This is a genomic window from Streptomyces sp. NBC_00316, from assembly GCF_036158715.1.
Classification (GTDB): domain Bacteria; phylum Actinomycetota; class Actinomycetes; order Streptomycetales; family Streptomycetaceae; genus Streptomyces.
The window spans coordinates 8,083,836-8,095,874 of the sequence record NZ_CP108023.1 but is presented as its reverse complement, the minus strand read 5'-3'; the positions used below and the strand labels follow the sequence as shown (position 1 = coordinate 8,095,874).

General features: G+C 70.9%; 12 protein-coding genes. 2 read left to right on the top strand and 10 right to left on the bottom strand.

Going from position 1 to position 12,039, the window contains the following annotated elements; genetic code table 11:
* Window positions 1-23: 23 nt before the first annotated feature.
* From OG878_RS36060 to OG878_RS36040, 5 genes are all read right to left on the bottom strand, one after another.
* Window positions 24-986: a carbohydrate kinase family protein gene (locus OG878_RS36060; RefSeq protein ID WP_328890663.1), complete on the bottom strand. Its 963-nt coding sequence runs from the start codon at window positions 984-986 to the stop codon at window positions 24-26.
* 336 nt (window positions 987-1,322) lie between these two features.
* Complete coding sequence (locus tag OG878_RS36055; protein ID WP_277324506.1) at window positions 1,323-1,586, bottom strand: type B 50S ribosomal protein L31; 264 nt, start codon at window positions 1,584-1,586, stop codon at window positions 1,323-1,325.
* 179 nt (window positions 1,587-1,765) lie between these two features.
* The gene (locus tag OG878_RS36050; RefSeq protein WP_328890662.1) at window positions 1,766-2,650 is read right to left on the bottom strand and encodes a hypothetical protein; all 885 of its coding nucleotides are present in this window, start codon (window positions 2,648-2,650) and stop codon (window positions 1,766-1,768) included.
* Between the two features lie 76 nt (window positions 2,651-2,726).
* The gene (locus tag OG878_RS36045) at window positions 2,727-3,608 is read right to left on the bottom strand and encodes an ABC transporter substrate-binding protein (RefSeq protein WP_328890661.1); all 882 of its coding nucleotides are present in this window, start codon (window positions 3,606-3,608) and stop codon (window positions 2,727-2,729) included.
* A 144-nt stretch (window positions 3,609-3,752) separates the two neighbouring features.
* Window positions 3,753-4,379, bottom strand: a complete 627-nt coding sequence (locus tag OG878_RS36040; protein ID WP_328890660.1) for a GNAT family N-acetyltransferase — start codon at window positions 4,377-4,379, stop codon at window positions 3,753-3,755.
* 199 nt (window positions 4,380-4,578) lie between these two features.
* Between OG878_RS36040 and OG878_RS36035 the strand changes: the two genes are divergently transcribed.
* Both OG878_RS36035 and OG878_RS36030 read left to right on the top strand, forming a co-directional pair.
* On the top strand, window positions 4,579-4,935 hold the full coding sequence (locus tag OG878_RS36035) for a YciI family protein (protein WP_328890659.1): 357 nt from the start codon (window positions 4,579-4,581) through the stop codon (window positions 4,933-4,935).
* Window positions 4,935-6,293 carry an RNA polymerase sigma factor gene (locus OG878_RS36030; RefSeq protein WP_328890658.1) on the top strand — a complete coding sequence of 453 codons (1,359 nt, stop codon included), beginning with the start codon at window positions 4,935-4,937 and terminating at the stop codon, window positions 6,291-6,293. The genes OG878_RS36035 and OG878_RS36030 overlap by 1 nt, the downstream gene beginning before the upstream one ends.
* 72 nt (window positions 6,294-6,365) lie before the next feature.
* Here the strand turns inward: OG878_RS36030 and OG878_RS36025 are convergent, their stop codons facing one another.
* The 5 genes from OG878_RS36025 to OG878_RS36005 all read right to left on the bottom strand — a co-directional run bounded on the left by OG878_RS36025 (window position 6,366) and on the right by OG878_RS36005 (window position 11,980).
* Entirely contained in the window at window positions 6,366-6,683 is a 318-nt protein-coding gene (locus tag OG878_RS36025; protein WP_328890657.1) for a cupin, read from the bottom strand.
* Window positions 6,684-6,773: 90 nt separating this feature from the next.
* On the bottom strand, window positions 6,774-8,396 hold the full coding sequence (locus OG878_RS36020) for a glycoside hydrolase family 13 protein (RefSeq protein WP_328890656.1): 1,623 nt from the start codon (window positions 8,394-8,396) through the stop codon (window positions 6,774-6,776).
* A gap of 117 nt (window positions 8,397-8,513) precedes the next feature.
* The gene (locus tag OG878_RS36015) at window positions 8,514-9,479 is read right to left on the bottom strand and encodes a carbohydrate ABC transporter permease (protein WP_328890655.1); all 966 of its coding nucleotides are present in this window, start codon (window positions 9,477-9,479) and stop codon (window positions 8,514-8,516) included.
* 11 nt (window positions 9,480-9,490) lie between these two features.
* Window positions 9,491-10,453: a carbohydrate ABC transporter permease gene (locus tag OG878_RS36010; RefSeq protein ID WP_328890654.1), complete on the bottom strand. Its 963-nt coding sequence runs from the start codon at window positions 10,451-10,453 to the stop codon at window positions 9,491-9,493.
* Between the two features lie 102 nt (window positions 10,454-10,555).
* The gene (locus OG878_RS36005) at window positions 10,556-11,980 is read right to left on the bottom strand and encodes an extracellular solute-binding protein (protein WP_328890653.1); all 1,425 of its coding nucleotides are present in this window, start codon (window positions 11,978-11,980) and stop codon (window positions 10,556-10,558) included.
* Window positions 11,981-12,039: the final 59 nt, after the last annotated feature.

Genomic DNA, 12,039 nt, shown 5'->3' with positions numbered 1-12,039 from the left:
GGAGGGCGATGACCCGGCCGTGTTCAGGCGTGGGCCAGGGCCGCCCGCAGCTCCGGCTCGTCGGGCGGGTTCGCCCCGGCCCGTGCGACGGTGAGCGCCGCGGAGGCCGCCGCATGCCGCAGTACGTCGGTCACGGTCGCCGGGTCGATGGCGCGCAGCCGTTCGCGCCCGGTGGCGCCCAGCAACTCGTGTGCGGCAAGGGCGTGCAGCGTGCCCGACATGAACGCGTCGCCTGCGCCCACGGTGTCGACGACCTCGGTGGCGGGTGCATCGACGGTCGCCCGCCCGCCCGGAGTGAAGGCACGTGCGCCGTCGGCGCCGAGGGTGACCAGGACGAGGGCGGGACCGCCCGAGCCGAGCCAGCGCGCGGCGACGGACTCCGGGGACTGCCCCGGGTACAGCCAGTCCAGGTCCTCGTCGCTGGCCTTGACCACGTCGCTGAGTGCGACGCAGCGCTCCACCCGGCGGACGGCCCCGTCGTGGTCGCCCATCAGCGCCGCCCGCACATTGGGGTCGTAACTGACGGTCGCGGAGGCACGCAGCGACTCGACGGCGGCGAGGACGGTGGCCGCGCCGGGCTCCATCACCGTCGCGATCGAACCGGTGTGCACATGGTCCGGTGACCGCTCGGGCGCCACCGGGGACAGCGTCCAGGTGATGTCGAAGGTGTAGGCGGCCCGGCCGGCTTCGTCCAGCGCCACCGATGCGGTCGGGGTGGGCGTCGTGGAACCGTCGGTACGCAGGACGACCCCGGCCGACGTCAGATGGTCCGCGATCAGCCTGCCCTCGTCGTCCGGGCCGAGTTGGGTGAGCAGAGTGCTGGACCGGCCCAGCCGGGAAAGGCCGTATGCGACGTTGGCCGGGCTGCCGCCGGGGTGGACCTGGTCGGCCGCGCCGGGCAGCCGGACGATGTCGGCGACGCATTCGCCGATGACCAGGAAGCCGGGCGAGTCCGGTGAGTCGAGGAGGTCGGCCGTGTCGGGCATGGGCGGGATGTCTCCTTGCGTGCGCGTACGTACGTGTGGCGGCCGGCGGCGCGGCCACCGGACCCGTCGGGTCCGATCCTGCCCTGCCCGCGCGGAAGGCCGGACGGCGAATACCCGTCATGGCGGTGGCCGGCCGGCCGTCGGTGTGCCCGCGGACCGTCGACGACGGCGGTGGGTCCTGAACGGCCGTACGCGCAGCAGCCGTTCGTCGCCGGTGGCAGCGACGAGCGAGCGGCAGCGTGCGGGGGCTGCGATCCGGTGGTGCCCGGACGTGGACGGCCGGAGTCCCCCGACCGGCCGTGGGGCGCATGCGGGGGACTCCGGAGGCCGCTGGGGTCAGGAGGCGTCCTCGCGCCCCTCCTCCCCGTACCGACGCTCGAACTTGGCGACCTGCCCCTCTGTGTCGACCACACGCGCCTTGCCGGTGAAGAAGGGATGGCTCTCGGCGGAGATCTCCACATCGATGACGGGGTAGGTGTTGCCGTCGTCCCAGTCGATGGTCTGGTCGCTGGACGCGGTGGACCGGGTCAGAAAGGCATAGCCCGCGGAGCGGTCGCGGAAGACGACGGGACGGTAGGAAGGGTGCTTGTCCTGCTGCATGCCTGCTCCTGGGGACGTACGTACGGACTCGGCTCCCGCCCAGCCTCGCGAACGAAGCGGGTGGGCGCGATCGCAGACGGTCCGTACGGGGGGCTGTGCCGTGCCCCGGTGCCGTGCGGTGCCGGTCCGGCGTCCGAGGGACGGTCTCTCGGGCCCGTGGGCCCGGCACGCCGGACAGCTCACCGGCACCCCATGTGCTCCTTCATGGCGGGCCACGCCTCCACCCCGTCCTGGGTGCGGACATAGACCCTGGACATGTCGTCCGTCAGCCACAGTTCCCAGTCGTCCAGGTGGTAACCCGTCGACCGCGCACCGGCGGGCATCGTCACGTCCCCGTCGTAGGCCGAGGTGAGCATGCCCGCGGGGAGTACGCCCTTCGGATCGCGTGCGTACACCTTCCGGCCGGCCGGCCCCTCCCCCGGACCCGCGCCCCGTTCAAGGAAGTCCGCCTCCTGCCAGTCGCAGTGCGCCGCGCCTGCCGAGCTGCTCAGCTCGGCCACGGGAACCCGGTGGCCGTCCTTGTCCGTCCAGACCCGGTACGACTGCTTGTCCGTATAGCTCGACGGCAGCTCCGACGGGTCGCACGAGGCGGCGGTCTCCGGACCCCAGCCCGGGCGCCCCTTGCCGTCCTTGGCGACGATGACGGCGATCTTCGTTCTGCCGGCCACGTCGAACGAGTACAGGACCCGGTCCGCTTCCCTGCGCTCCACGCGGTAGCCGTACTGCGGAAGATCCGGCTGCTCGATCTCGAAGTACAGTTTGAGCCCTTCCTCGGGCGTCGCCCCGCCGTCGCCCTTGCTCCAGGGTTCGCTGCCGCCACCGGAGTAGATGACCCCGTCGCACTCCAGAGCGCGGCCGGCCGCACCCGATTCCGTCATCCTGGCCTGCGCGGTGTCGGCCTCGACCTTCGGGTGCGGCAGGTCGAGCGGGCCGCTGTAGGGCGCGGCCGGCGAGGTCCCCTCAATCACGAGGTCCTCGGATCCGCTCCCGCACGCCACCGCTGCCAGCGCGGTCACCAGGACTCCCGCGACCGCTGCACCCGACCTGACTCCGATTCCGTTCATGCCCCACCCCTGTCCGTCCCCGGCCCCTGCGGCCCGCCGGTCGGACGTACGGGGCGATGCGGCGGTTCCGCGCGCCCTACCGCCGCTGCGCCGCCTCCACCGCGTCCGCCACAAGCGCCAGGAACCGGGCATGGGCCTGAGGGCTGCACACCGGCTCCGGATTCCACGGCACCACCGCCGCCGCCCCTTCCGGCGCCGCCCACAGCGCGTTCGGCCCGAGTGCCTCCAGGGGGGTCGCGTTGGACCGGATGTCGGTGAGCAGGATCCCGGGCCGGAGGGCCGTCGCTTCCGCCCATCCGACGGTGGACCAGTTGGCCCCGGGCCCGGCGGCCGGTTCGACGACGTCGACGCCGAGCTCCATCAGCACGCGAAGCTCCGGCCACATGCGCGGGCGAGCAAGATGCGCCTGGTCCTGCCCGGCCGGCGACAGGGCGAGCACCCGGGGCCCTGACGGACCGGCGGCGAGGGTGCGGAGCCGGTCCCGGGCGGCGTCCAGGTCCTGCGTCGCGGCCGGGGTCTGATCGGCCCCCAGCGAGCGGGCCAGCCCGGCGAACCGGTCACCGATGTCGGCGAGCGTGCGCGCCTGTCCCACGTCGATGACGACGACCGGGACGTGCTCCTCCACGTGTTTGGCGGTCTCGGGGGCAAGGCCGTAGACACGGCCTCCCCCGTAGCTGACGGCGACCACGAGGTCCGGCTCGCCGCGCAGCAGCGTGTCCGCGTCGAGGGCGCTGCCCGCACCGAGGTACTCGACAGCGGCCGGCGGCAGGGATCCGGTTTTCGCCGGGTCGGGCGTGTCGCCGTCGTGGTCCGAGCCGAAGATCGCCCAGGGATGTATGCCGTGGTCCCACAGGGTGGCGCCGGCCTGGACGTAGGCGAGCACCCTCGACGGACGCCGCCCGGCGGTCGACAGCTGCCCACGGTCGTCGGAGAACTGCCACACGGTCTGCTCCCTCACGCCACACACCCCTCTGCGCCGACTGACCCGACCCCGCTCCGGGCCCGTACACACCAGTACCTGCCCAGCTGTTCGCCGCAACACCCCTGCCGGGCCGAGATCCCGCCATGGCGCATGCGACTGCCGGGGCGGGGCGGCACAGCGCTAGAGGTCCGCTGCGGTGCTGCGCCCCAGATAGGTCAGGGGGCCGGGGTCCGATACGTCGATCTCCTCGAAGCCCAGGCGGTCGTAGAAGGCCCTGGCCGGAGTGTTCGCCGTGAGCATGGACAGGTGCACGGCTTCGACCCCCTTCGCCCTCAGCGCGCCGAGGAAGGCTCGCATCAGCTCCCTGCCGTATCCCTTCCGCTGCCATGCGGGCAGCAGATCGATGTGCAGATGGCCGGGGTGGGCGGCCATTTCGGGGACGACCATGCGTTCCGGGTCGTGCAGCAGGGCGATCATCTCCTCGCTGGGGGTTTGCGGCGCGCCGTCGAGCTGCGGGAAGCGGTCCTCGACGAGCGGGAGCCACTGCTTGCGGAATGCAGCCACGAACTGCGGTGTGTCCGCGGTCCCCAGGATGTACCCGACCGCCCGGCCCTTACCGTCGTCGATCACGAACGTCAGATCCGGTTCGAGGTACGCATAGGGCGCGGCGAAGATCGACGGCATCAGGTCGAGGTCCGGAAACAGGTGCCGCGAGTCGCCGCCGTTGTCGGCCGTCCGGACACAGATGTCCGCAAGGGCCGCACGGTCGTCGGGATGGTAGGCCCGTAGGCCGGGAGGCTTGGTCATCGCCCCATCGTGCCGGGCTTGGGAGCGCTCCCACAAGAGTCCGAACAGCAACACGTGCCCCGAGAGTCCGCGCGGGCCGGGAGCCGGCTGGAGAATTTCCTCGGGTCGCGGCGTGTTCCGTGTCGATCCGGGCGGAAGCCGTTCGTATGGAAGGTGAGACACCGGCACGGCGCCGGCGTCCCGCACGAGGAGGCACACCATGAAGCACTACCTGCTGAGCGTGATCACGCCCACCGGCGGCGAGCAGCCCGCACCCGAGGTGCTGGAGGGGATCATGCGGAACGTGGGCGACTTCCACCAGGAGCTCCAGGAGGCCGGGGCCTGGGTGTTCGCGGGCGGACTGCACGCCCCGAGCACCGCCACGGTGGTGCGGCCGAAGGACGGGGACCTGCTGATCACCGATGGCCCGTATGCCGAGGGGAAGGAGTATCTCGGCGGGCTGTGCATCATCAAGGCGCCCGACCTGGATGCCGCCCTCGACTGGGGCCGCAGGGCGGCCCGGGCGATCACACTGCCCGTCGAGGTCCGGCCGTTCGAGGGTGACGTGGAGGGCTGATGTCCGGCGCTCCCGGCCCGTCCGGCGCCGCCGACGCGGCCCGTTCAGCGGACGGCGCACCCCACGACACGCCGCACGGCTCACCTCACGCGCCGCACGACACGCCGCACGACGCACCGGGCGGTGCACCGGCCGTACTCGCCGCGGACATCGAGCGCCTCTTCCGCGAGGAGTACGGGCGCGCGGTCGCCGTGCTCGTGCGCGCCTTCGGCGACATCGACCTCGCGGAGGAAACCGTCCAGGAGGCGTTTGCCACCGCGCTGACCCGTTGGCCGTCCGCCGGGCTGCCGCCCGCCCCGGCCGGCTGGATCATCACCACGGCGCGCAACCGGGCGATCGACCGCCTGCGCCGGGAGGCGTCCCGCGCCGGCCGCCAGGCCCGTGCGGCGCCGGCGCAGGCCTCGGGTGCCCGCGAGGAACCGGCCGAGGAGGGACCTGTGCAGGACGACCGTCTGCGGCTGATCTTCACCTGCTGCCACCCCGCGCTGTCCACCGCCGCGCAGGTCGCGCTGACGCTGCGGTTGCTGGGCGGACTGACCGCCGCGGAGCTCGCGCACGCGTTCCTGGTGCCGGAGCCGACCATGGCGCAGCGGCTGGTGCGCGCCAAGGGCAAGATCCGTGACGCCCGCATCCCCTACCGCGTTCCGGCCGATGCAGACCTTCCCGACCGGGTCGGGGCGGTGCTCGCCGTCGTGTACCTGATCTTCAACGAGGGGCATACGGCGACCTCGGGCGAGCGCCTCGTACGCGAGGACCTCTGCGCGGAAGCCATCCGTCTCGGCCGGCTGCTGGCCGGTCTGATGCCGGACGAACCGGAGGTGCTCGGCCTGCTCGCCCTCATGCTGCTGACGGAATCGCGCCGCACCGCCCGGTGCGGCCCGGACGGCGAACCGGTGTCTCTGGCCGAGCAGGACCGCGGCCGATGGAACCGGGAGCTGATCGCCGAGGGTCAGGCACTCGTACGCCGGTGTCTGCGCCGCAACCGGCCGGGCCGGTACCAGATCGAGGCGGCGATCCATGCGGTGCACAGTGATGCTCCGACCGCGGCCGCCACCGACTGGGGGCAGATCCTGCGGCTCTACGACCAGTTGCTGGCGCAGGTACCGACTCCGGTGGCGGCGCTCAATCGCGCCGTTGCGGTGGCCGAGGTCGACGGTCCGGGTCCGGCGCTCGCGCTCGTGGAGGAGCTCGGGCTGGACCGGTACCACGTGTTCCATGCCGTGCGGGCGGACCTGCTGCGGCGGCTGGGGCGTTCCGCCGAAGCGGCATCGGCGTACGACGCCGCCCTCGCCCGCACGCAGAACACCGCCGAGCAGGAGTTCCTGCTCCGCCGCCGCCGGGCGCTGCCCCCTGGCTGAGGAGGCGTCAAGGCCCGTCGGCAGCAGCCCTTCGCCCCGAGCCCGGGCGCGGTGCCGTCCACGTCCTCGCGGTCAGTCGTTGACCGCGGTCAGCAGCACCACGGCGTCCTCGATCGCCAGCAGTCCGTGCCGTTCGTGCGGGATGGGCTGCAGGCCCCCGACGGTCAGTTCCACGTCGCCGGAGGCGGCGGTGAGGCGGACCGCTCCGCGCAGGACCTGGAGCGAGGCCGCGGGCGGCGCGTTGTGCTCGTCGAGGGCCGAGCCCGCGGTGAGCGCGATGACCGTCTGCCGCAGCGGCTCCTGCCGCAGCAGGAGGTGGGCGCTGCGTCCGTGCGGGGACGTGCGCGCGGCGGCCAGATGCTCGTCGGCAAGGGCGTTGAGATCATCCATGTGCCCACTCTGCCGCAGCCCCACGACCGCCGCGATCCGCCCGCGCACCCGCGTGTCGGCCTGCGGGTGCCCGCTGGTCGGTCGCCGGGATCAGCCGCGCAGCCAGGCCGCCGTGTCGTTGGGGATCCTCCCCCCGTCGGTCAGCGGGCCGCTGCTGAGCAGGACCTCGGTGTGAGCGGGCGGTTCGACGGGCTCCTCGGTCAGGTTGACCAGGCAGATCAGCCGGTCGGCGCGGGTGAAGGCGAGCACCCCGGGCGGGGTCGGCAGCCACTCAAGACGCTCCCCCGCCGTCCCCGTGTCGCGGAAGCCGGGCTCCGTCCTGCGCAGCCGGAGCGCCTCGCGGTACAGGCTGAGCATCGAGTCCGGGTCGGTGCGCTGCAGATCGGCGGCGTACGAGGCCCAGCCGGCGGGTTGCGGCAGCCACGGCTCGACGGTGGAGCCGAAGCCTGCGTACGGAGCCCCGGCCGACCAGGGCAGCGGGACCCGGCAGCCGTCGCGTCCCGGGTCGGTCCCGCCCGAACGGAAGTGCATCGGGTCCTGGATCCGGTCGCGGGGGATGTCCGCCTCCGGGAGGCCCAGCTCCTCGCCCTGGTAGAGGTAGGCCGCCCCCGGCAGTGCCAGCGAGAGCAGTGCGGCGGCCCGCGCGCGCCGGGTGCCGAGCCGCAGGTCGGTCGGGGTTCCGAAGGTCTTCGCAGCGAAGTCGAAGCCGGTGTCCTCGCGGCCGTAGCGGGTGACGGTCCGGGTCACATCGTGGTTGCACAGCACCCAGGTGGCGGGGGCGCCGACCGCTGCGTGCTCGGCGAGCGTGCCGTCGATCGCGGAGCGGAGCAGTCCGGCGTCCCAGGGGCAGGCCAGGAAGTTGAAGTTGAAGGCGGTGTGCAGCTCGTCGGGGCGCAGATAGCGGGCGAACCGCTCGGCGTCCGGGAGCCACACCTCGCCGACGAACACCGCTCCGTACTCGTCGGCGATGGCGCGCCAGGAGCGGTAGATGTCGTGGAGTTCGTCCCGGTCGACATAAGGGTGGGGGCCGTGGCCGGCCGTGAAGTCGGGCAGTGCGGGGTCCTTGGCGAGCAGGGCCGCCGAGTCGATCCGTACGCCTGCCACGCCCCGCTCGAACCAGAAGCGCAGCACGTCCTCGTGCTCCTGACGGACGGCCGGATGGGCCCAGTTGAGGTCGGGCTGCTGCGCGGCGAAGAGGTGGAGGTACCAGTCGCCGTCGTCGAGCCTGGTCCAGGGTGTGCCGCCGAACTCGGATACCCAGTCGTTCGGCGGCAGGGCGCCGTCCGGGCCGCGGCCGGAACGGAAGTGGAAGAGCTCCCGTTCAGGGCTGCCGGGGCCGGCCGCGAGGGCCTCCGTGAACCATGTGTGCTGGTCGGAGACGTGGTTGGGAACGATGTCGATGATCGTACGGATGCCCAGTTCACGGGCCTCCGCGATCAGCTTCTCAGCCTCGGCGAGGGTGCCGAAGGCGGGGTCGATGGTGCGGTAGTCGGCCACGTCGTATCCGCCGTCGGCGAGCGGCGAGAGATACCAGGGGGTGAACCAGAGGGCGTCGACGCCCAGTTCGACGAGGTGGGGAAGTCTGGACCGTACTCCTGCGAGATCTCCGGTGCCGTCACCGTCGCCATCGGCGAAGCTGCGTACATAGATCTGGTAGATGGCGGCGTCGCGCCACCAGTGCGCGGTGGCGTCGGACGGACGGTTGACTGCCACGTGACGTTCCTTTCGGGCAGGTGGGACTCCGCCGCCGGCCCCGGACAGCGGGGCGCTGGATGGGTGAGCCGGCGGCGGAGTGCTGGGGAGGAGTCGGTTGCGAGGGAGCGGGTGACGTCAGCCCTTGAGACCGCCCGCGGTGAGGCCGCCCATGATGTTGCGCTGGAACAGCAGGAAGACGATCAGCGTCGGGACGGAGGCGATGGTGAGCGCGGCGATCAGCACGTTCTCGGGGACTCCGCTGGCAAGTGAGTAGATGCCGACGTTGAGGGTCTGTCTGCTGGGGTCGGGCAGGGTGAGCATGGGCCAGAGGAAGTCCTTCCAGACGCCGACGACCGCGAAGATGGAGACGACACCGAGGATCGGCCGGGATATCGGCAGGACCACGGAGCGCAGGGTGCGCAGCGCGGAGGCCCCGTCGATGGCGGCGGCGTCCAGGAGTTCGCGCGGGATCGAGTCGAAGAACCGCTTCAGCAGGAAGATGTTGAAGGCGTTGGTGACGGACGGCAGCCAGATCGCCCAGGGCGAGTTGAGCAGATTGCGCTGCACGATCGGCACGTCGAGGACGGTGAGGTACTGCGGCACGACGAGGACGGTGGCCGGGATCATCAGTGTGGCCAGCATCATCCCGAGGATGACCTTGCCGAGGACGGGCCTCAGTTTGGAGAGCGAGTAGGCGGCGGCGACGTCGAAGAGCAGCTGGAAGGCGAGCGCGCCGAACGCGTAGTAGAGGGTGTTGAAAAGGAGCCGGGACAGGTCCATCACGGTCCACGCCCGGGAGTAGTTCTCCGTGTGGAGGGACGTCGGGAAGGCGGTGGGCGGGCTCTGCACGACTTCCTGGGTGGTCTTGAGTCCACCGGTGACCATCCAGTAGAGCGGCCCCAGGAAGGCAAGGGTGAACAGGACGGTCACCAGGGCGAGGACGATCCAGTAGGCGGCTCTGCCGCGCGGCCGGGCGAGCTGGGCCGGTGAGATCAGGGTCCGCTGGCGCTGCTGGTCGGCGGGGCCCCGCCCGGCCCCGCGCCGTCGGCGGACGGGCTGTGCAGGGGCGGGCCGTCGGGAGACGAAGGTGTTCGATGCCATGGTCGGGCCCCCTACTGATCTTCGCTGCCGCGGCTGAGCCGTACGTACACCGCGGAGAAGCCCGCGAGGACGACGAGCAGGACGAGCCCGAGGGCGGCCGCACTGCCGTAGTTGTTGAAATTGAAGGCGTATTGGTAGATGAGGTAGACGACGGTCGTGGTGGAGCCCTCCGGGCCCGCGCCGTTGGTGAGCAGGAACGGTTCGGTGAACACCTGCATCGTGGCGATGATCTGCATCAGCAGGAGCAGCGAGAGGATGAGCCGGGTCTGCGGGATGGTGACGTGCCAGACCTTGCGCAGCACTCCGGCGCCGTCGAGTTCGGCCGCTTCGTACAGCTCGCCGGGGATCGACTGGAGCGCGGCCAGGTAGATGAGGGTGGCGCCGCCCATGTTCATCCACGTGGCGGCGATGACGACGGAGAGCATGGCGGTGTCCGTGGACTGGAGCCACTGCTGGGCGGGGAGGTGGAAGACCTCCAGGATCCGGTTGAAGAGTCCGTACCCGGGGTCGTAGAAGTATTTGAAGAGCAGGACGGAGGCGACCGGTGGCAGCATCACCGGCAGGTAGACCAGCAGCCGCAGATAGCCCTGTCCGTGCCGGAACTCGTTGATCACGACGGCGACGACGAACGGGACCGCGAAGCCCAGCAGCAGGGCGAGGCCGGTGAAGAGCAGGGTGTTGCGCCAGGCCTGCCAGAAGGCCGGGTCGTTGACCACGTAGCTGAGGTTGGACCAGCCGGCCCAGGTGGTCCTGCCGTCCTCGTTCTTCTGGAAGGCCAGAACGAATTCGCGGACCATCGGATACCACGAGAAGAACGAGAAGCAGAGCACCGCTCCGATCAGGAAGCCGTGCGCCGTCATGTTGCGGCGCAGGGCGCGTACGAACTCCTCGCGGGCGGGGCTCGTACGGGCGGGGCCCGGGTGTCCGCGGCGTGGCCTGGTCGCCTTGCTGGTGGACAGGGTGGGGGCCGACATGGTCTCTCCTCGGTGCCGGTGTGCGTCATACGCGATGGACATTCCGGATGTGGACGCTCCGGATGCGGGGCCGGGTCCGCGTGACCCGGCCCCGCACGTCCGTCACTGGGCCGCGAGGACCTGATTGACCTGCTTCTCGGCGTCGGAGAGCAGCTTGTCGATGTCCGCGTTCTTGTTGGTCAGTACGCCGGACATGGCGTTGTCGAGGATCTTGTAGATCTCCTGGGCCTTCGGCGGCTCGGCCTTGCCGGTCACCGGGTTGTCCATGAAGGCCTTGAAGTTCTCGACCGGCATGGTGGCGTTGGTGACGCGCTCCGCGTCGTCCTTCGTCTTGGTGGCGCCTAGGAAGAAGTTCGGCTGCGGCAGTCCTACGGGCAACTGGTCGGCCTTGGTGCGCGCCCAGTCGAACTGGCCCTTGCCCTGGGTGAGGTTCTTGAAGTTGAGCCAGGCGATGGCGGCCTTGATCTTGTCGGGCGAACTGCCTTTCTTGATCATGTAGTTGTTGCCGCCGAACAGGGTGCCCTTGGCACCAGGGATCGGGCCCATGCCGAAGTTCTCGTACTTGGCGCCGAGTTGCTGGACCATGTACGTGATGTCGTCGGGTGCGGCAAGGAACATGCCGAGCTTGTCGCTGGCGATCTGCTTCTGGAGATCACCCCACTTCAGCAGCTGCGTCTGACCCATGCTGTCGTCCTCCCACCGCATGTCGTGCAGCTGCTGGAGGACCTGCTTGCCGGTGTCGTCGTTGAAAGCCGCCTTCTTGCCGGTGGAGTCGACCACGTCGCCACCGAGGGAGTACTGGGCGGCGGTGAAGTGCCAGCCGCCGGTGTTGGCCGCGCTGTACTCGCCGTAGCCGGCGATGCCCTTGCCGAGCGCCGCGATCTTCTTGGCGGCGGCCCGGACCTCTTCCCAGGTGGCCGGCGGCGTGTCCGGGTCGAGACCGGCCTGGGTGAAGAGCTTCCGGTTGATCATCAGGCCCATGGTGTAGTTGCTGGTCGGCAGCGCGTAGAGCTTGCCGTCCTTGCGGGCCACGTCGAGAACTTGCGGCTGGATGTCCTTGAGAGCCGGGACCGTTGTGTCGGTGACGTACGCGGAGATGTCCGCCGCCCCGTCGTTGTCCAGAACCTGCTCCAGGTCGGTGAAGTACGCGTAGAAGACGTCGGGCTGCGACTTCGCCTTGAGCATGGCGGTGAAACGCGGCGGCTCCAGGCACTGACCCGGGGTGGACTTTCCGTTGATCGTGACGTTCGGGTACTTCTTGTTGAACGTCTTGATGTCCTCGTTCCACTCCCGCAGTTCCGCGGCCTTCGCGGCAGGCGGCATGCAGTCGATCGAGAGCGTCACCTTCGCCTTCGGGTCCAGCGGGGCTGACGGATCGGACGAACCGCCGGAACCGCCGCCGTCGTTGTCGTCGCTGCTGCTGCTCGTACCGCAGGACGCGAGAGCGGTCAGGGCGAGTGCGGTGACGAGGGCGGCCGCGGAGGTGCGGCGTGTACGGCGTGTACGGCGGAACCCAGCACTTCTCATCGGTGGTCCCTTCGGGCATGAGCGTGGAAGTCCCTCGGCCGGCTCTCTGCCGGGGCGCG